The 19601-nt window shown below is 71.9% G+C and carries 17 protein-coding genes; 13 read left to right on the top strand and 4 right to left on the bottom strand.

The genetic code is table 11. The features are described 5' to 3' along the window. Together GT354_RS07750 and GT354_RS07745 are read left to right on the top strand one after the other, a co-directional pair. The coding region (locus GT354_RS07750) for a PH domain-containing protein (RefSeq protein WP_237534482.1) at positions 1-627 on the top strand (627 nt) is incomplete at its 5' end. A gap of 59 nt (positions 628-686) precedes the next feature. Next, entirely contained in the window at positions 687-1757 is a 1071-nt protein-coding gene (locus tag GT354_RS07745; RefSeq protein ID WP_161355508.1) for an adenylate/guanylate cyclase domain-containing protein, read from the top strand. Between the two features lie 59 nt (positions 1758-1816). Here GT354_RS07745 and GT354_RS56400 read toward each other — a convergent pair whose 3' ends face one another. Beyond that, positions 1817-2227 carry an SRPBCC family protein gene (locus GT354_RS56400; RefSeq protein WP_161355507.1) on the bottom strand — a complete coding sequence of 137 codons (411 nt, stop codon included), beginning with the start codon at positions 2225-2227 and terminating at the stop codon, positions 1817-1819. A 539-nt stretch (positions 2228-2766) separates the two neighbouring features. On the opposite strand from GT354_RS56400, the gene GT354_RS56395 reads away from it, so the two are divergent. Then, positions 2767-4497, top strand: a complete 1731-nt coding sequence (locus tag GT354_RS56395) for a diguanylate cyclase (protein ID WP_346011910.1) — start codon at positions 2767-2769, stop codon at positions 4495-4497. A 385-nt stretch (positions 4498-4882) separates the two neighbouring features. On the opposite strand, the gene GT354_RS07730 is transcribed toward GT354_RS56395, so the two are convergent. Then, positions 4883-5776 carry an NADP-dependent oxidoreductase gene (locus tag GT354_RS07730; RefSeq protein WP_161355506.1) on the bottom strand — a complete coding sequence of 298 codons (894 nt, stop codon included), beginning with the start codon at positions 5774-5776 and terminating at the stop codon, positions 4883-4885. 70 nt (positions 5777-5846) lie between these two features. Here GT354_RS07730 and GT354_RS07725 point away from each other — a divergent pair, with 70 nt between their 5' ends. Then, on the top strand, positions 5847-6425 hold the full coding sequence (locus GT354_RS07725) for a TetR/AcrR family transcriptional regulator (RefSeq protein WP_161355505.1): 579 nt from the start codon (positions 5847-5849) through the stop codon (positions 6423-6425). A gap of 220 nt (positions 6426-6645) precedes the next feature. Here the strand turns inward: GT354_RS07725 and fdhD are convergent, their stop codons facing one another. Continuing rightward, complete coding sequence (fdhD, locus tag GT354_RS07720; RefSeq protein WP_161355504.1) at positions 6646-7494, bottom strand: formate dehydrogenase accessory sulfurtransferase FdhD; 849 nt, start codon at positions 7492-7494, stop codon at positions 6646-6648. Between the two features lie 121 nt (positions 7495-7615). Here fdhD and hutH point away from each other — a divergent pair, with 121 nt between their 5' ends. Continuing rightward, positions 7616-9187 (top strand): histidine ammonia-lyase, encoded by a 1572-nt coding sequence (gene hutH, locus GT354_RS07715; RefSeq protein WP_346011909.1) that lies wholly within the window; start codon positions 7616-7618, stop codon positions 9185-9187. A gap of 227 nt (positions 9188-9414) precedes the next feature. Then, positions 9415-10269 (top strand): MurR/RpiR family transcriptional regulator, encoded by an 855-nt coding sequence (locus GT354_RS07710; RefSeq protein WP_161355503.1) that lies wholly within the window; start codon positions 9415-9417, stop codon positions 10267-10269. Between the two features lie 88 nt (positions 10270-10357). Here GT354_RS07710 and GT354_RS07705 read toward each other — a convergent pair whose 3' ends face one another. Then, the gene (locus GT354_RS07705; RefSeq protein WP_161355502.1) at positions 10358-10693 is read right to left on the bottom strand and encodes a hypothetical protein; all 336 of its coding nucleotides are present in this window, start codon (positions 10691-10693) and stop codon (positions 10358-10360) included. Positions 10694-10879: 186 nt separating this feature from the next. Between GT354_RS07705 and hutU the strand changes: the two genes are divergently transcribed. From hutU to GT354_RS07670, 7 genes are all read left to right on the top strand, one after another. After that, complete coding sequence (hutU, locus tag GT354_RS07700) at positions 10880-12553, top strand: urocanate hydratase (RefSeq protein ID WP_161355501.1); 1674 nt, start codon at positions 10880-10882, stop codon at positions 12551-12553. Positions 12554-12570: 17 nt separating this feature from the next. Beyond that, entirely contained in the window at positions 12571-13758 is a 1188-nt protein-coding gene (locus GT354_RS07695; protein WP_161355510.1) for an allantoate amidohydrolase, read from the top strand. After that, positions 13755-15161, top strand: coding sequence for a formimidoylglutamate deiminase (locus tag GT354_RS07690; RefSeq protein ID WP_161355500.1), 1407 nt, complete (start codon positions 13755-13757; stop codon positions 15159-15161). Before GT354_RS07695 ends, GT354_RS07690 begins: the two co-directional genes overlap by 4 nt. A gap of 148 nt (positions 15162-15309) precedes the next feature. Continuing rightward, on the top strand, positions 15310-16476 hold the full coding sequence (gene hutI, locus GT354_RS07685) for an imidazolonepropionase (RefSeq protein WP_161355499.1): 1167 nt from the start codon (positions 15310-15312) through the stop codon (positions 16474-16476). 156 nt (positions 16477-16632) lie between these two features. Continuing rightward, positions 16633-17829 carry an acyl-CoA dehydrogenase family protein gene (locus GT354_RS07680; protein WP_161355498.1) on the top strand — a complete coding sequence of 399 codons (1197 nt, stop codon included), beginning with the start codon at positions 16633-16635 and terminating at the stop codon, positions 17827-17829. 224 nt (positions 17830-18053) lie between these two features. Then, the gene (locus GT354_RS07675) at positions 18054-18947 is read left to right on the top strand and encodes an alpha/beta hydrolase (protein WP_237534480.1); all 894 of its coding nucleotides are present in this window, start codon (positions 18054-18056) and stop codon (positions 18945-18947) included. 90 nt (positions 18948-19037) lie between these two features. Continuing rightward, positions 19038-19538, top strand: a complete 501-nt coding sequence (locus tag GT354_RS07670) for a general stress protein (protein ID WP_161355496.1) — start codon at positions 19038-19040, stop codon at positions 19536-19538. Positions 19539-19601 lie beyond the last annotated feature (63 nt).

Genomic DNA, 19601 nt, shown 5'->3' with positions numbered 1-19601 from the left:
CCCAACCCCCAACCCCACAACCCCAACCACCGCCCCGCGTGGCTCCGTGCCGCCACCCCCACTCCGCGCCACAATTCGCAAAACGGCGGAGGAGGCGCGGTGTTCACAGATGCCGGTTTCGAGGACGAGGCCCTGTTCACGGTCCGCCCACACTGGAAGCACCTGATCCGCCCGGTCGCGATCCTGTTCGGCGTCACCGCGGTCACCGGCTTCATGGCCGCCCTCGCCCCGCCGGGAGCCGCCGGCGGTTGGCTGCAACCCGTGGTGCTCCTGGCCGGCCTGGTGGCGCTGCTCCGCTGGAGCGTCACCCCCTGGCTGGCGTGGCTCGGCACCCTGTACGCCGTGTCCGCCGACCGCCTCACCCTGCGCACCGGCACGCTGACCCACGAGGTCCGCGTGGTCCCCTTCGTGCGTGTGTCCGACGTATTCGTCGAGCACGAATCGCTGATCGACCGGATGCTCGGCGCCGGCACCCTCGTGCTGGTCCCCGTATCGGATCGCGATCGGCTCGAACTGCCCGGTCTGCCGCACGCCGCGCGGCTGCAAAGCGAGCTCATGGTCCTGGTCGAACGGGCCGCGAGCGGTCGCGAGAATCGGCTCACGGTGGCCGACCCGGAACCTTTGTGACACCCGACACGTAGTGTGGCTTCGACGAGATCCATCCTTCGCACCCCCGGTGGAGCCACATGCCCGAGGAACGGACCCGCGTGGAGACCGGCGCGGGCGCCGGAATCGAAGCGGCCGATCAGCACCCCCTGCCCGACCTGGCCGACGTCGAGGCCGTCAACAGCACGATCGCCGACGTCGAGCAGGTCGTCCTCGGGGCGCCCCGCCGCTACACGTCCGGTCAGGTCGCCGATCTGGTCGGCGTACCGCTCGACGAGGCCCGCAAGCTGTGGCGCGGCCTGGGCTTCGCCGACTTCGGGCCGGCCCGCGCGTTCACCGACGCCGACGTCGAGGCGCTCAAGCACCTCCAGGACCTGACCGACTCCGGACTGCTGCCCGCCCCCGTTGCGGCCCAGTTCGTCCGCTCGGTCGGCCAGACCATGGCGCGCTTCGCCGAGTGGCAGACCGAGGCGTGGGTGGAATACATCGGCAACGAGCTCACCGGGAGCCGCTCCGAGGCGGCGGTCACGGCGGCCGGCGATGTCATGCTCGAACTCGAACCACTGGTCATCTACGCCTGGCGCCGGCACCTCGCCGCCGCCAGTTCGCGCGCGATGCAGGGCCTCGCCGACAGCCAGACCGTGGGCCAGTCGCTCGCCGTCGGCTTCGCCGACCTGGTCGGCTTCACCCGCCTGTCGCGCAACCTGGAGGAGGCCGAGCTCGGCCGCCTCGTGCAGACCTTCGAGGACACCGCCGTCGACGTCATCGCCGAGCAGGGCGGGCGCCTGGTCAAGACGCTCGGCGACGAGGTGTTGTTCGTGACGTTCTCGCCGGACTCGGCGGTCGAACTGGGGCTGCGCCTGGTCGAGGCGATGGCCCAGGAGGAGATCCTGCCCGCGCTGCGGGTGGGGATCGCGTACGGCCACGTGCTGTCCCGGATGGGCGACGTGTTCGGTACGACCGTCAACCTCGCCAGCAGGCTCACCGCGCTCAGCCCCAAGGACGCCGTGGTGGTCGATCGCGAGCTGGCCGCGGCCCTGGAGGGCGACGACCGCTTCGAGCTGCACCCGATGTGGCGCCGCCCGGTGCGCGGCTTGGGCCTGGTCGAACCGTGGACCGTGTGCCGCCCCGGCGCACCCGTACCGCAGTAGCGACACGCCCCCGACGGCAAGAGCGCGCTCGACCGGTCACGCGAAGGCTGCTCGACCGGTCAGGCGAAGGCCGCCCGCAGGGTGCGCAGCGCCGGGCGCATGACGCCGTGTTCGAGGGCGCGCAGGGCCGGGAGTTGTTCGTCCGGCGAGCTGTCGAACCGTACCGACCACGCGACCAGACACATCGTGCCGCCGGCGATCGACTCCACGCTCAGCCGGCCGACGAGGGGCGTGCCGTCGAGGACCTCGTACGCGTAGTACTGCGGAGTGTGGCCGGTCGAGGCGTGGTCGTGCGCGAGCAGCCGTTCGCGCACGGTCGACCCGTCGGGGCCGCGAACCACCCGCTCGTCCTTGGTGTGTTCCTCGACCGGCCACGGGTACCACGCGGACGGGTCCTCGAAATCCCCGACGACCTCCCAGACCCGGGCGGCCGGTATGTCGATCGCGGCGATGACGGAAAGAGTGGGCACGCGTCGCTCCTTCGAATCAGTGCCCGAGACCGTACTCCCCCCACCGACTTCCCGGGACCCCTCGACGGTGCGTGCGGTGGGCCCACGGGCCGGTCCGAAACCGCCGCCGAAGGCAAAACCGCAGCCTGTCCCCCCAAGGGAAGCCGCGGTAGCGGCGCGAACGAAAAGCACCCGCCCCACGCACCTCCGGGCCCCCGCGCGACGACCCGCACACGCGGCGTTGCGAGTACGGGACACAGGAGTAATGTGCCCAGGACGCGAAGACGGGGTATACAAGCGCTTCGCTCATGAGAGCGGGCCGCGGGGCCCGTACGCGAGGGCTCGGGCCACGCTCGTGGACTGCCCGGGACCCACATCAGGAACGCACGCGAACAGCGACCCGTTGAGGTGGCGGCATGACGCGGGTGCACGTTGCCGTTAATCGGGCAATACATGACATATCCTCTGGGGACTCTGGTGGATTGGGGGTGGGGAAAGTAGTTCCGCGACCCGATGCCGACCCGCCCGGAAACGTACCGGACCACGGCGATGCCCGCGACGTGCCCGGCGATCTGCCCGGGGCACCGGGCGACACGTGTCCGGACCCGGTCGCCCTCGTCGAGGGCCCCGATGCCGCGCGCAGGCTGCACGCGATCATCCACCTCGCCAAGACGCTCGCCACCACGCACCACTTCTCCGAGGTGGTGCACGCCTCCGCGACCCAGGCCCGGCTCGCGATGGGCGCCGCGCACGCGTCGATCTCGGTGTGGGAGCGCGACTCCGGACGCCTGCGGGTCCTGGTCAACGACGGCGAACTCGCCGAGGGCGAGGAACCGCATCCGGACGCCGAGACGTACGCCGTCACCGACTTCCCCGAGATCATCGAGTCGGACGCATGGCCGACCACGTGGTCGCGCTGCGTCGACGACCCCGAGCACGAGCGCGACCCCGAGCGGGTCGCGGCGATGCTGCGCCGGGGGCGGCACGACTGCATGGTGGCGCCGATCATGGTCGAGGGTCGGGTGTGGGGCGAGCTGTACCTCGCCCGCCGATCCGACCAGCCGCGCTTCGAGCCCGTCGACGCCGAGTTCGCGGGCGTGCTCGCCGCGCAGATCTCCGCCGGGCTCGCGCAGGCCGAACACTTCGAGCGGATCGAGAAGCTCGCCTTCACCGACCCGCTGACGGGCCTGGCCAATCGCCGGGCGATCGACGCCCGGCTCGACGAGGCGATGGCCCGGCACTATCGCGACGGGTCGGTGGTCAGCCTGATCGTGTGCGACGTCAACGGCCTCAAGCGGCTCAACGACGAGCGCGGTCACGACGTGGGCGACCGCCTCCTGGAGCGCTTCGCCGACCAACTCTCCGCGTGCGGCGCGATGCTGCCCGGCGCGATGGCCGCGCGGCTCGGCGGCGACGAGTTCTGTGTGTTGGCCGAGGGCATCCCGCCCGACGACGTGGTCGTGGTCGCCGAGGAACTGTGCCGACGCGCGCTGCGCATGCACGACGGCGAGGGCGTCGCGTGCGGCGTTGCCTCCACCGGCGACCCGGTCGGCCCGGTGACCAGCGCCGACCGCCTGTTCCGGCTCGCCGACGCGGCGCAGTATCGCGCCAAGGGCTCCCGCTCGACCCGCCCGGTCGTGGCCGGCCGCGGCCAGCAGCCCGACCCCACCCTGAGCCTGGCCCGCGAGGCCCAGGAGGAGGCCGACAGCCCCGGCCCGCACCGCGACCGCCGCCGCTTCCGCGGCGCACTGCACAACGCGGAACCGGGCCGACTGCTCGCGGCGGTCCTCGCCGTGCTCGACGAGCGCGAACCCAAGAGCGTGCATCGCGCGGACACCCTCGGCCGGCTGGAGATCGTCGCCGACACCTTCGCGCGGATGCTCGACGGTGTCGCGTGGTGGGTGTCCTACCTGCCGCCGGGCGGCCGAGTGCTGCGCACGGTGCGCTACTCCATCCACCGACTCACCGGCGTCCAGAGCCGATCCGGCTCACGCTACGAATCGGTCGTCGCCGAATACGACCTCGCCCACTACCCCGCCACCGCCGACGCGGTCCAAGGCGGCAGCTTCGTCGCCGAACTCGGCGACCCGGGCACCGACCCGGCCGAGGAGGACCTGCTCCTGGTCGGCGGCTACAAGGCCATGGTCGCCGCAGGTGGCGGCAACGCGGCAGGCGGCTGGCTGGTCGAGATCTACGCCGACGACCTGAGCCTGAGCGTCACGGGCCTGGCCCCGGTCCTACGCGCGTTGGTAGCGGTGGCCCTGACGGGCGGCGCGTCCCTACCGGACTGAGCCCGACACCCGGAGCACAGCCGATCCCCCTCTCGGAGCAGGGCCACCGGCTTCCCGGGCTCGTCCGGCCAAACAGTGTTCGCACCGGCCGTCACAGCCGGCCCATGACGCCCCACCCCCGGGCCGACCGTCTGCGATCCACTGCGCCGCGACGCCCTCGATCGGTCCCGCGCGACCGCATGAAGGACACCGGACCAACGACGAACCGGCCCACCGCCTCGCCCGAGGACACCACGCGCAGCCGGACATACCCGACGGATCGAGGGCCTGCGGTGTCTTCGCCCGGCACGGACTCGGCGGCGGGAGGTGGGAGGTGGGAAGCGCGTTTGCCGCCGCCGACCCGGAGGCTCGGCCTGTCGGGCCGTGCGACCGGGCCGGAAGCAGGTCAGACGACGATGACCCGGCGCCCGCGCGTGTGGCCGGCGTGGCTGTCGGCGTGGGCTGCCGCGGCCTCGGTGAGGGTGTACGACTTCTCGACCGGGATGTGGAGCTTTCCCCGGGTGATGAGGTCGACGGCCTCGGTGAGTGCGTCCGGCACGCTGCCGGCGACACCGGAGAATCGGACGCCGAGCTTGGGTGCGTCCAGGTCGGCGATGGAGATCACCTTGTGCGGATCCCCGGTCAGTTCGACGAGTTCGCGGATCACGTCCGAGCCGGCCAGATCGAGGGCCGCGTCGACCCGGCCGAGTTGCCGTACCCGCTCGACCCAGCCCTCGCCGTACGTCGTGGCGACGGCGCCCAGGCTGCGCAGGTAGTCCTGGTTCGCGGCCCCGGCCGTACCGATCACCGTGACGTTGCGGTCGCGGGCGATCTGCAGCACGGCGGATCCGACTCCCCCGGACGCACCGCTGACCAGCAGCGTCTGTCCGGGTCGCACGCCGACCTCGCGGATGATGCGCAGCGCGGTCTCCACCACGGAGGGGTAGCCGGCCGCCTCTTCGAACGTCAGGCCCTCGGGTATCAAGGCCCAGGCCGACAGCACCGCGAACTCGGCGTAGGTGCTTGCGCCTTCGCCGAACACCCGGTCGCCGACCTCGACCCCTTCGACGCCCTCGCCGACCTCGTCCACCACCCCCGAGGCGTCCAGTCCGACCCCGGAGGGCAACCGGGTCGGGTGGGCCCCCAGGACCTGGCCTTCACGAACCCGCCAGTCGACGGGGTTCACGCCCGCCGCCCGCACGGCGATGCGTACCTGACCGGGGCCCGCGTGGGGCTCCTCGGCGTCTATGAGTTGCAGAACGTCCGGACCGCCGAACTCGGCGAAGCTCACTTTCTTCATACCGAAGACCGTAGCACTAACCGTTAGTGTTTCCGAACGGCTGCGGCTTTGTACCTGATAGCATCAAGGCATGACCGTGCCGACCGGCCGCCGTGAGCGCAAGAAGGCCGCGACCCGCCAGAACATCGCCGACACCGCCCTGCGGCTCTTTCTGGAACGCGGATACGACGCGGTGGGCATCCGTGAGGTGGCCGCCGAGGCCGACGTGGCCGTCACCACGCTCTTCGCCCACTTCGCCTCCAAAGAGGCGCTGGTGTTCGAACAGGACGAGGACTTCGAGCACCGCCTCGCGCACGCGGTCGCCCGCCGGGCGCCGGACGAGCCGCTCATCCCCGCGCTGCGCCACGAGATGCTGGCCCTGGTGCGGCATTGCACGGCGGACGGTGCCGTGCCGATCTGGCGCATGATCGACGAAACGCCCGCCCTGCGGGAGTACGAGGAATCGATGAGGCTGCGCCACGCGGAGTCGCTGGCGAGGGCCATCGCCGCCGATCTCGATCTGTCACCGATTCCTCCGGCCTGCCGGGCGATCGCCAGGTTCGTGGTCGACGCCCATTCGCTGGCCCGTGAGGCGGCCGATCCGGATGCCGCGGTGGACGAGATCTTCCGCATGATCGAGGCGGCCTGGGCGGTTGCCCGCCCCTCCTGACGTGCGCGGGAACCGTCGAGGCGGCGCCGGCCCGCGGTGCGGCGGATCGCAGCCGAGGGGGGAAAGCCGACCAAGGCCATCCGGGCCGGTACGACCGGCATGTCGGGCGTGCCCCGGCGTCGTGCCGGGCGCGCAGACAGGCGGCGGCCGTCACCGAGTCGGTGCTGGTCGAGCGGTTGGTCGCAGGTGCCAAGGTGGCCGACTTGCGGCGCCGGTCGGGCTAGTTCGGCGTCTCGTGCCTCGCGGTCGCCACGCGCTCCTGGTGGCTGTACACGTTCGCCGATCGGCCGCGCAGGAAGCCGACCAGGGTGACGCCCGCGTCCGCGGCCAGGTCCACCGCGAGGCCCGATGGGGCGGAGACCGCGGCCATCATCGGGATACCCGCCATCGCCGCCTTCTGGGTCAGCTCGAACGAGGCTCGTCCACTGACCATCAGGACGTGCCCGGTCAGCGGCAGCAACCCCTCGCGCAGCGCCCAGCCCACGACCTTGTCCACCGCGTTGTGCCGGCCCACGTCCTCGCGCACGCAGACCATGTCGCCGTCGGCGGTGAACAGGCCCGCCGCGTGCAGGCCGCCCGTGCTGGCGAAGACCTTCTGGGCCGCCCGCAGCCGGTCCGGCAGCGCGTACAGCACCTCGGCGTCGACTCGGACCGGGTCCGCGCGCACGTCGAAGCGCGACATCTTCCGCAGCCCGTCGATGCCGGTGCTGCCGCAGATCCCGCACGCGCTCGACGTCCACACGCCGCGCATCAACCCCGGATCGGGGGCGGGGACGTGCGGGGCGAGAACCGCGTCGACCACGTTGTAGGTGTTGTGGCCCTCTTCGTCGGTGCCCGCGCAGTAGCGCATCGCGTTCAGGTCCTCGGCCGCGGCGACCACGCCCTCCGCCGCCAAAAAGCCCGCCACCAGGTCGAAGTCGTGGCCCGGCGTGCGCATCGTGACGGTGATCGTGCGACCGCCGATACGGATGTCGAGCGGCTCCTCGGCGACGAGCGTGTCCGTGCGGAGTACGGCGGGGGTGTCGCCGTCCAGACGCAGGATCTTGTGGCGAGAGGTGACTCGACCCACGGCACTGCCTTTCCGTACGTTCTTGACGCTGTTGCGCTTGCTTCGGCCGCTCGAACCGCAGCCGCCTCCCTCGAACGGTAGCCGCACTGGCTTTGTCGAAATCCATGCACATAATGTTCGAGTGAATAACGATCTGCACGCCACTCCCGCTGTAGTCCTGGTCGGCGAAGCCGGCATGTCCCCGCGTGACGTCCTCGCGGTGGCCCGCGCCGGTGCCCGCGTCGAACTGTCCGAGACCGCGATCAAGGCGATGGCGACGTCGCGCGCGGTCGTCGACGCCCTCGCCGCCCGCACCGAGCCGGTGTACGGGGTGTCCACCGGATTCGGCGCGCTCGCCGTCCGGCACATCAGCCCCGAACTGCGTACGCGCCTTCAGCACTCGCTCGTGCGCTCGCACGCGGCGGGCATGGGGGCGCAGGTGGAGACCGAGGTCGTGCGCGCGCTCATGCTGCTGCGGCTGAAGACGCTGTGCTCGGGTCACACCGGGGTGCGGCCGATAGTCGCGCAGACCATGGCCGCGCTGCTCAACGCCCACATCACCCCGGTCGTACGCGAGTTCGGCTCGCTCGGGTGCAGCGGCGACCTCGCGCCGCTCGCGCACTGCGCGCTCGTCCTCACCGGCGAGGGCGAGGCCGCGGGCCCCGACGGCGTGGCGCGACCCGGCGCCGAACTGCTCGCCGAGGCCGGCATCGCCCCGGTGGAGCTCAAGGAGAAGGAGGGCCTGGCCCTCATCAACGGCACCGACGGCATGCTCGGCATGCTGCTGATGGCCGGGGCCGACCTCGCCCGCCTGTTCACCACCGCCGACATCACCGCCGCGATGACGATGGAGGCCCTGCTCGGCACCTCCCGCGTCCTGGACCCCGCGCTGCACGCGATCCGCCCGCACCCGGGTCAGGCCGCGAGCGCCGCCAACATGCTGCGCGTGCTCGAAGGCTCCGCGCTGACCGGCCACCACCAGGACGCCGCGCCGCGCGTCCAGGACGCCTATTCGGTGCGCTGCGCGCCGCAGGTCGCCGGGGCCGGCCGCGACACCCTCGCCCACGCGCTCACGGTCGCGGACCGCGAACTGGCCGCCGCCGTCGACAACCCGGTCATCCTGGAGGACGGCCGGATCGAGTCCAACGGCAACTTCCACGGCGCGCCCGTCGGTTACGTGCTCGACTTCCTCGCGGTCGCGGTGGCCGACCTCGGCTCGATCGCCGAGCGGCGTACCGACCGCCTGCTCGACCCGTCCCGTTCGCACGGCCTGCCCGCGTTTCTCGCGGACGACCCGGGCGTCGACTCGGGACTGATGATCGCGCAGTACACGCAGGCCGCGCTCGTGTCCGAGTGCAAGCGGCTCGCGATGCCCGCGTCCGCCGACTCGATTCCCAGTTCGGCGATGCAGGAGGACCATGTCTCGATGGGCTGGAGCGCGGCCCGCAAGCTGCGCACCTCGATCGACAACCTGACCCGCATCCTGGCGATCGAGCTGACCACGGCCGCCCGCGCCCTGGACATGCGCGTCGCCGCGGGCCTGGGTACCCCCGCCCCCGCCACGGCCGCGGTGATCGCGGCGCTGCGCGCGGCCGGCTCCGAGGGTGTCGGCCCGGACCGCTTCCTGGCTCCCGACCTGGCCGCCGCGGAGGAGTTCGTGCGCACCGGCGGCGTCGTCGAGGCCGCCGTCTCGACAGCCGGCCAACTGGCCTGACGTTTCATCAGGTTTGGCAGGATAACCTCTTCGGTCCGTCGCCCGGCGGACCGAAGAGGCGTCCGACAGGCCGGCCCGGACCGATCTCGATCGGCCCTCGCCGGCCGGCACCGAATCCCGGCAACACCCGGCAACACCCGGCAACATCCGGCACACCCATCGACATCCGTCGACAGCCATCAGCACCCATCAGCCCTGTTCAGCGTTCAGCAAGGAGATGCGACCGAGTGGGCGACACCGACGCGAGTCCTTCCGCCCGCCTGCTCGCACTGTTCGAGCGGCACCGACTCACCCCCACCCAGCGCCGCATCGCGCACTGCCTGGTGCGCCACGCCGGCGAGGCGGTGTTCCTGTCCAGCGTCGAGGTCGCGCAGCTCGCCGGGGTCAGTCAGCCGTCGGTGACCCGGTTCGCCGTCGCGCTCGGCTTCGACGGCTATCCCGCGCTGCGCCGACACCTGCGCGAGCTGGGGCTGCCGACCACGCCCGAGTCGGCCACCGAGGTGGACCGCAACGAGTACGTCGGCGCCGTGCACGCCGAGATCGCCAACCTCACCCGGCTCGCCGAGCAACTCGCCGACCCGGGCCCGATCGCCCGCGCCGCCGCGCTGCTCGCACCGTCGCGCCCGCTCGTCGTGCTCGGCCTGCGGACCGGCATGGCGCCCGCGCGCGGGTTCGGCTACTTCGCGGCCAAGGTGTTGCCCGAGGTGCGGGTGATCGACGAGGGCGGCTCGCAGCTCGTGGACCGGCTCGACCAGGCCCGCGCGGCCGGCGCGACGGCCTTGCTGTGCTTCGCGCTGCCGCGCTACCCACGCGAGTTGACGGAGGGGCTCAAGGTCGCCCGGGAGTTCGGCTTCGACATCGTGACGGTCACCGACAGTCCGTTCGCGCCCCCGGCGGTGCTGTCCGACGCGGTCCTGCCGGCCGGCGTCGGTTCACAGCTGGTCTTCGACTCGTACGGCGCGCCGATCCTGATGGGCCAGATCCTGCTCCAGGCCATGTGCGACATCGCCCCGGCGACGGCCCAGGCCCGCCTGGAGGAATTCGAACGCCAGGCCGGCGAACGCGGCCTCTTCGACGCCTGACGACGGCCGTACGCCCACCCTGGCTGTATTGCCCATCGCTACACCCGATCGACGGCCGTACGCCCCGACACCCGCCCGCCGCCGGCGCCTACCGCTCAGACCCCGGATGCGGCGAAACCGGCTGCTCCGAGGCCGCATCCGCCTCCCCCCGACGACGCCGGGCCGGCCGGACCGGCCGCATCGACGACGCCGCGAGCGCCGCGACCGCCCCCGCCGCCGCCGCGCCGGCCGCGATCAGCGACGTGTCCCGGTAGCGCGGACTGCTCAGCAGGAACCCGCCCACGCACAACAGCGCGCCGATCAGCACGACCAGCGCCACCACGCCCGGTTCGCGCCCGCGTCCGCGCGCGAGCATGACCAGACTCGCGAACGCCACGAACGCGCCCAGTGCCGTCAGCATCCAGAGCACCTGCTGCAAATCCATGGCACCCGGCTACCCGAGCGCTGCCCCCGGTGATCGCGGATCACGGCAAAAGACGCCGAATGGTCCACGTCACGACGGTTCCCCGGCCCCGACTCTTGGCCGAACCCGAGAGAACAGATAGATTCACTCTCGAAGCTGTTGAATGTTTCCATACAGAGACGCGAATACAGGAGAAGGGGCGCCGCCATGTCGGACACCTCCGCAGGACCGCGCGAGATTCGCGCGTCGCGCGGTACGACCTTGACCACTCGGGGCTGGCAGCAGGAGGGCGCCCTGCGGATGCTCATGAACAACCTCGATCCCGAGGTGGCCGAGCACCCCGACAAGCTCGTCGTGTACGGCGGCACCGGCAAGGCCGCGCGCGACTGGCGCTCCTTCGAGGCGATCACGCGCACGCTCACCACGCTGGGGCAGGACGAGACGCTGCTCGTCCAGTCGGGTCGCCCCGTCGGTGTCATGCAGACCCACGAGTGGGCCCCGCGGGTGCTGATCGCCAACTCCAACCTGGTGCCCGACTGGGCCAACTGGGAGGAGTTTCGCCGGCTGGAGTCGGCGGGCCTGACCATGTACGGCCAGATGACCGCCGGGTCGTGGATCTACATCGGCACGCAGGGCATCCTCCAGGGCACCTACGAGACCTTCGCCGCCGTCGCCGCCAAGCGTTTCAACGGCACGCTGGAAGGCACGATCACGCTGACCGCCGGGCTCGGCGGCATGGGCGGCGCGCAGCCGCTCGCGGTGACCATGAACGGCGGCGTGGTGATCTGTATCGACTGCGACCCGTCGCGGATCGACCGCCGGATCGAGCACGGCTACTGCGACGTGCGCGTGGAGAGCCTCAAGGCCGCCCTCGACCTCGCCGTCGAGGCCCGCGACGCCCGTCGCCCGCTGTCGATCGGCCTGCTCGGCAACGCCGCCGAACTGGTCCCGCAGCTGCTCGCGATGGACGCGCCGATCGACATCGTCACCGACCAGACCTCGGCCCACGACCCGCTCGCCTACCTGCCCGTCGGCGTCGAGTTCGACGACATGGCGGAGTACGCACGGACCAAGCCCGCCGAGTTCACCGACCGCGCACGCGAGTCGATGGCCCGCCACGTCGAGGCGATGGTCGGCTTCCAGGACAAGGGCGCCGAGGTCTTCGACTACGGCAACTCGATCCGCGGTGAGGCCCAACTCGCCGGCTATTCCCGGGCGTTCGACTTCCCCGGCTTCGTGCCCGCGTATATCCGGCCGCTGTTCTGCGAGGGCAAGGGCCCGTTCCGCTGGGCCGCGCTCTCCGGTGAGGCGAGTGACATCGCCAAGACCGACAAGGCCGTGCTCGACCTGTTCCCCGAGAACGAGTCGCTGGCCCGTTGGATCAAACTCGCGCAGGAAAAGGTGCACTTCCAGGGACTGCCGGCGCGGATCTGCTGGCTGGGCTACGGCGAGCGCGACAAGGCCGGCGCGAAGTTCAACGACATGGTCGCCTCGGGAGAGCTGGCCGCGCCGATCGTGATCGGCCGCGACCACCTGGACTGCGGTTCGGTGGCCAGCCCGTACCGCGAGACCGAGGCCATGCTCGACGGCTCCGACGCGATCGCCGACTGGCCGCTGCTCAACGCGATGGTCAACGTCGCCTCGGGCGCCTCGTGGGTGTCCATCCACCACGGCGGCGGGGTGGGCATCGGCCGCTCGATCCACGCCGGTCAGGTCACCGTCGCCGACGGCACCGCGCTCGCGGGCGAGAAGATCCGCCGCGTGCTCACCAACGACCCGGGCATGGGCGTGATCCGGCACGTGGACGCCGGCTACGACTCGGCCGTCGAGGTCGCGGCCGAGCGCGGAGTGCGGGTGCCGATGCGGGAAGGCGACGCGTGAGTACCGGATTCGAGGCGATGTGGCGCGACCTGCTCCCCGTGGGTCGCGCCGCCGGCGGCGGCTACCGGCGCTTTGCGTGGACCGCGGCAGACACCGAGTGCCGCACCTGGTTTCGCGAACAGGCCGAGGAACGCGGCCTGGTGTACGAGCAGGACCGCAACGGCAACCAGTGGGCGTGGACCGGGCCCGGCAACGACGCCGTGGTCATCGGCAGCCACCTCGACTCGGTGCCCGACGGGGGTGCGTTCGACGGACCGCTCGGCGTGGTCTCCTCGTTCGCGGCCCTGGACCTGCTGCGCGACCGCGGCACCCACCTGGGCCGCCCGCTCGCCGTCGTCAACTTCGGCGACGAGGAGGGCGCCCGGTTCAACGTCGCGTGCGTCGGATCGCGTCTGTCCGCAGGGGTGCTGACGCCGGATCAGGCCCGCGAACTGCGGGACGGCGACGGGGTGTTCCTCGGCGACGCGATGGAGCGCGCCGGGCACGACCCGGCCGCGATCGGCGCCGACCCCGAACGGCTCGCGCGCATAGGCGCGTTCGTCGAGCTGCACGTCGAGCAGGGCCGCGATCTCGTGCACCGCGAGCGTGCGGTCGGCGTGGCGTCGGCGATCTGGCCGCACGGGCGGTGGCGGTTCGACTTCAGCGGCGAGGCCAACCACGCCGGCACCACGCGCCTGGCGGACCGGCACGACCCGATGCTCACCTACGCCAACACCGTGCTCGCGGCCCGCAAGCAGGCCCGGCTCGCGGGCGCGCTCGCGACCTTCGGCAAGGTCGACGCGCAGCCCGGCGCGGCCAACGCGATCGCGTCCCTGGTGCGCGGCTGGCTCGACTCGCGGGCCGCCGACGAGGCGACCCTCGAGGACCTGGTCGCCGCGATCACCCGGTCGGCGACCGAGCGCGGCGGCCGGGACGGTGTCGAGGTCGACGTCGTCCGCGAGTCGTACACGCCCGTCGTCGAGTTCGAGGGCACCCTGCGCGACCGGATCGCCAAACACCTGGGCGGCGCCCCGATCCTGCCCACCGGCGCCGGCCACGACGCGGGCATCCTGTCCGCGCGGGTGCCCACCGCGATGCTGTTCGTGCGCAACCCCACGGGCGTGTCGCACTCGCCGGCCGAGTCGGCCGAGATGGTGGACTGCCTTGCGGGCGTCGAGGCGCTCGCCGACGTGGTGGCCGACCTGATGAGCGAGGAGCGCGCGTGAGCGACGACCGACACCGGTCCGAGGACGGGTCCGAGACCCGGTCCGAAGACCGCTCCGACACCCGGTCCGAGTTCTGGTGCGAGCTCGTGCACACCCGCACCGGCATCGAGCGCGACGTCGTCCTGACCATCGCCGACGGCCGGATCGAGACGCTCACTCCCGACCGTCCGGTCCCGGCCGGCGCGAGCGTCCTGCCCGGCCTGACCGTCCCGGGCCTGGCCAACGCCCACTCGCACGCGTTCCACCGCGCGCTGCGCGGCCGTACCCAGGCGGGCGCCGGCACCTTCTGGACGTGGCGCGACCGGATGTACCAGGCCGCCGGCCGGCTCGACCCCGACACCTACCTCGCCCTCGCGCGGGCGGTGTACGCGGAGATGGCCCTCGCCGGGATCACCTCGGTGGGCGAGTTCCACTACCTCCACCACGGGCCCGACGGCACGCCGTACGACGACCCCAACGCGATGGGCCACGCACTGATCGAGGCGGCCCGACAGGCCGGGATCAGGATGACCCTCCTGGACACGTGCTACCTGCGCGGCGGCCTCGCGGCCGACGGCTACCAGCCGCTCGCCGGCGTCCAACGCCGCTTCGGCGACAAGACGTCCGACGCCTGGTACGAGCGCTGGTCGACGCTGCGCGGCGACGAGAACACCAGGATCGGCGCGGCGGTGCACTCGGTCCGGGCGTTCTCCGAGAAGGACGACTACGCGACCTGGACCGCCCGCACCAAGGGTGTGCCGATCCACGTGCACCTGTCCGAGCAGCCCGCCGAGAACGCGGCCTGCGTAGCCCGTCACGGGCTGACGCCGACCGCCCTGCTCGACTCGTACGGGTTCTGGACCGAGCACGCGACGGCGGTACACGCCACCCACCTGACCGATGCCGACGTGGCCACGCTCGGCCGCACCGGCGCGGGCGTGTGTCTGTGCCCGACCACCGAGCGCGACCTCGCCGACGGCATCGGGCCGGCCGGCGAACTCGCCCGCGCGGGCGTGCCGTTGTCACTGGGCAGCGACAGTCAGGCGGTGATCGACCTGCTGGAGGAGGCCCGCGCGGTCGAACTCGACGAACGCCTGCGCACCGGCCGCCGCGGCCACTTCACGTCGGCCGCGCTGCTCGCGTACGCGACGGCCACCGGCCACCGCGCCCTGGGATGGTCGGACGCGGGCCGGATCGAACCCGGCGCGCTCGCCGACCTGACCACGATCGGGCTCGACTCGGTCCGCATGGCGGGCACCGTCCCGCGCCTGGCCACCGAATCCGCCGTCTTCGCCGCCACCGCGACCGACGTCACCCACGTCATGGTCGCGGGCCGCACCATCGTCGCCGACGGCGTACACCAACTGGTCGAAGCGGTACCCCAGAGCCTGAACGCGTCCGTCCAGGCCCTGTTCGGCACGTAGTCGCCGGCAAGGTTGTCGTGGGCGCCGCACAGTCTTTCGGCCGCCCACGGTTTCGAGACCGGCACAGCAACGATCTCGCAGGCGTGGACGTCGATCCGCCGGATCGGCGTCCACGACCGCGACATCACGACGGAAGGGATGTGCCGGCGTGGCCACCACGCTCGTCACCGGGATCGGATCGCTCGTCACCAACGACTCGGCGCTCGGCGCCGGGCCGCTCGGGGTGATCGAGCAGGCCGCGGTCGTGATCGACGACGATCGGATCGCGTGGGTGGGGGCCGCCGCCGAGGCGCCCGCCGCGGACACGCGCTACGACGCCGGTGGGCGCGCGGTGTTTCCCGGGTTCGTGGACTCGCACTCGCATCTGGTGTTCGCGGGGGATCGGACCGCCGAGTTCGACGCGCGGATGTCGGGCCAGGCGTATCGGGCCGGCGGCATCCGTACCACCGTCGCCGCCACCCGGGCCGCGAGCGACGAGCGGCTCGCGGACAACGCGGCCGCGCTGATCGCCGAGGCCGCCCGGCAGGGCACGACCACGATCGAGATCAAGTCCGGCTACGGCCTCACCGTCGAGGACGAGGAGCGGGCGCTGCGGATCGCGGCGCGGTTCACGCCCGAGGTCACCTACCTGGGCGCGCACATCGTCGCGCCCGAGTACGCCGAGGACCCCGCCGGCTACGTCGACCTGGTCACCGGGCCGATGCTCGACGCGTGCGCGCCGCATGCCCGCTGGGTCGACGTGTTCTGCGAGCGCGGTGCGTTCGACGGCGACCAGGCCCGCGCGATCCTGCGGGCCGGCATCGGCAAGGGGCTGATCCCGCGCGTACACGCCAACCAGCTCGGTCCCGGCCCCGGCGTACAACTCGCCGTCGAACTCGGCGCGGCCTCGGCCGACCACTGCACGTACCTCACCGATGCCGACGTCGACGCGCTCGCGTCCGGCGACACGGTGGCCACGCTGCTCCCGGGCGCCGAGTTCTCCACGCGCGCCGTGTACCCCGACGCCCGGCGCCTGTTCGCCGCCGGCGTCGACGTCGCGCTGTCCACCGACTGCAATCCCGGCTCCAGCTTCACCACGTCGATGCCGTTCTGCATCGCGCTCGCCGTGCGTGACATGGGTATGACGCCGGACCAGGCCCTGCACGCCGCGACCGCAGGCGGCGCCCGCGCGCTGCGGCGCGACGACGTGGGGGTGCTGCGCCCGGGCGCCCGCGCCGACCTCGTCGAACTCGACGCCCCCTCGCACGTCCATCTCGCCTACCGGCCGGGTGTACCGCTCGTGCGCACGGTGTGGCGGGCCGGAGTGGTGGTCTGACAGAGCGGCAGATATCACCCGGTCCGCGTTACGGACCCCCTCTGTCGCGACCCGCCGCGCTCGTGGATACTCCCCGGTAACTCTCTCAACCAGAAGCGTGGCCGGGACCTTCGAGCAGCGGGCCCGGACATGCGCAGACGGAAGGAGCGCCCGCCCATGGGCCGCCTCGCACAGACCGATGGACTCACCGACGTCCAGCGGGAGATCCTCGCCACGGTCCGCACGTTCGTGGACAAGGAGATCATCCCGGTCGCGACCGAGCTGGAGCACAAGGACGAGTACCCGGCGGAGATCGTCGAGGGCATGAAGGCCATGGGCCTGTTCGGCCTGATGATCCCCGAGGAGTACGGCGGCCTCGGCGAGTCGCTGCTGACCTACGCGCTCGTGGTCGAGGAGATCGCGCGCGGCTGGATGAGCGTGTCGGGGATCATCAACACGCACTTCATCGTCGCGTACATGATCAAGCAGCACGGTACGGACGAGCAGAAGGCGTACTACCTGCCGAAGATGGCCGAAGGCGAGATCCGCGGCGCGTTCTCGATGTCGGAACCGCACTGCGGATCCGACGTCTCGGCGATCAAGACCAAGGCCGTGCCCGACGGCGAGTTCTACGTCCTCAACGGCCAGAAGATGTGGCTCACCAACGGCGGCAGCGCCAACCTGGTCGCGGTGCTCACCAAGACCGAGCTGGGCGAGGAGTCGGTCTACCGGAACATGACCACGTTCCTGATCGACAAGGAGTCCGGCTTCGGCGAGACGCGCCCGGGCCTGACCATCCCCGGCAAGATCGAGAAGATGGGCTACAAGGGCGTCGACACCACCGAGATGGTGTTCGACGGCTGTCGGGTGCCGGCCGATCGGATCCTGGGCGGGGTGCCCGGCAAGGGCTTCTACCAGATGATGGACGGCGTCGAGGTCGGCCGGGTCAACGTGGCCGCGCGCGGCTGCGGGGTCGCGCAGCGCGCGTTCGAGCTGGGCATCCGCTACGCGCAGCAGCGCGAGACCTTCGGCAAGCCGCTGACCGGGCATCAGGCGATCCAGTTCAAGCTCGCCGAGATGGCCACCAAGGTCGAGGCCGCGCACCAGATGATGATCATGGCGGCGCGCAAGAAGGACGCGGGCGAGCGCAACGACGTCGAGGCGGGGATGGCCAAGTACCTGGCCTCGGAGTACTGCAAGGAGGTCGTCGAGGACTCGTTCCGCATCCACGGCGGCTACGGCTTCTCGAAGGAGTTCGAGATCGAACGCCTGTACCGCGAGGCCCCCATGCTGTTGATCGGCGAGGGCACCGCCGAGATCCAGAAGATGATCATCGGCCGCCGACTGATCGAGGACTACAAGCTCAAGGGCTGACCCGATCGGACCCCCGCGCACCCATACCGCGACCCGCACCCGCACCCGCACCCCGTCCTCGGTTCGCCGGCGACGGGGTGCGTCGGTTCGCCCGCGTCCGCGACGCGGCCAACCGGGTCCGGTATCCGCCCCGTCGCCCGTCGCGGCCGCGTCGGTGCGGTCCGTGAGCGCCCGGGCGACCCATGATGGCGGCACGCGCAACCGCCATCGACGGGGAGCCCACCTTGGCCGCAGCACGCTCCGCACCCGTACCTCCCGGAGAATTCGTCCGCGTCGACGGAACCGCCCTGCACGTGGTCACCGAGGGCAGCGGACCCGTCGTGATCTGCACGAGCGGACTCGGCGGCGCGTGGTTCGACTGGGACCTCGTCACGACCCGGCTCGCCCCCGACTGCACGGTGGTTCGCTTCGACCGCCCCGGCCTGGGCTACTCACAGCCCGATCGCCGCCCGCCCACGCTCGCGCGCGAGGCCGACCGGATCGCGGCCCTCGCCGACGCCCTCGCGCTGCCCGGCCCCTACGTCGTGCTCGCGCACTCGCTCGGCGCGTTCCACGCCGAGGGTTTCGCGCGAATGTTCCCCGAACGCGTCGCGGGCCTGGTCCTGGTGGACCCGAGCAACGAGGAGAGGCCGCGCCCGCGCCCCGCCCGCCCGACCCGGGTACGGGCGGCCAGGGTCGGCGGGGGAGCGATTCGCGCGAGCGGCCTGAGCCGCCCGATGGGTCCGTGGGTTCGCCGGTCGGTCCTGTTCACCCACTCGCGTCGGCACCGCGACGTGGCCGACGCCCGCTGGGTGCGCGGCGCGTTCGGCTCCGGCCGGTTCTTCGCCGCCGCGCTGACCGAGAACACCACCTACCTCGACGTCGCCGCCGAACTGGCCGACCTGCGCCGGGCCGCGCCGCTGCCCGACGTGCCGTTGCGGGTACTGGCCGCCGCGGGCGGCTACGAGAGCCTGGCCGCGCGGGCTCGATGGGTGCGCGCGCTGCGCACGCTCGCGAACCTGTCGCCGCAGGGGCGGTGCGACGTACTGGACGACTCCGCGCACTTCGTGATGCTCGACCGACCGGACGCGGTGGCCGACGCCGTGCGCGAGGTGCTGGCGGCCCGGGCGGCCCGCTGATCATCCGATCGGTCACGTGTTGTCACCTTTGCCCCGGGTACACGCTCCGCGTCGAACAAGCAGACGGCATCGATGTGAGGCGGCACCACCATGTTCGGTTCGCAGAACCTCCCTCCCGGCGCGGGCGCGCCCGGCCCCGACACCGCCAACACCGGTGAGGTCATCGCCTCCTACACGGCCTACGCCGGTGCCCAGCGGGCCGTCGACTACCTCTCCGACAACGAGTTCCCGGTCGAGAACACCGCGATCGTCGGCGCCGACCTGCGGATGGTCGAGAACGTGCTCGGGCGGCTCACCGCAGGCAAGGCGGCGGCGTCCGGCGCGGCCAGTGGGGCGTGGTTCGGCCTGATGATCGGCCTGTTCCTGGGCATCTTCGCGGTTCGTGCGCACAGTTGGCTGTGGCTCGTGCTGTGGGGCCTGATCTGGGGCATCGCGGCGGGTGCGCTGTTCGGGTGGTTGGGCTACCGGGCGATGGGCGGACGGCGCGACTTCATCTCCACGAGCCAGATCGTCGCGTCACGCTACGACGTCGTCGTCCGCCCCGATTTGGCGGAACGGGCCCGCAACCTGGTGGGGCGACTGGAGCTCTGATTTTCTAGAAGCCGGCTCGCGAAGCACCACTGTTTTTTAGAAGCCGGCTCGCGAAGCACCACT

The organism is Streptomyces sp. SID3343 (genome assembly GCF_009865215.1).
Taxonomy (GTDB): Bacteria; Actinomycetota; Actinomycetes; order Streptomycetales; family Streptomycetaceae; genus Embleya.
Note: the sequence above shows the minus strand (reverse complement) of the source record. Positions and strands in the feature narration are given on the sequence as shown.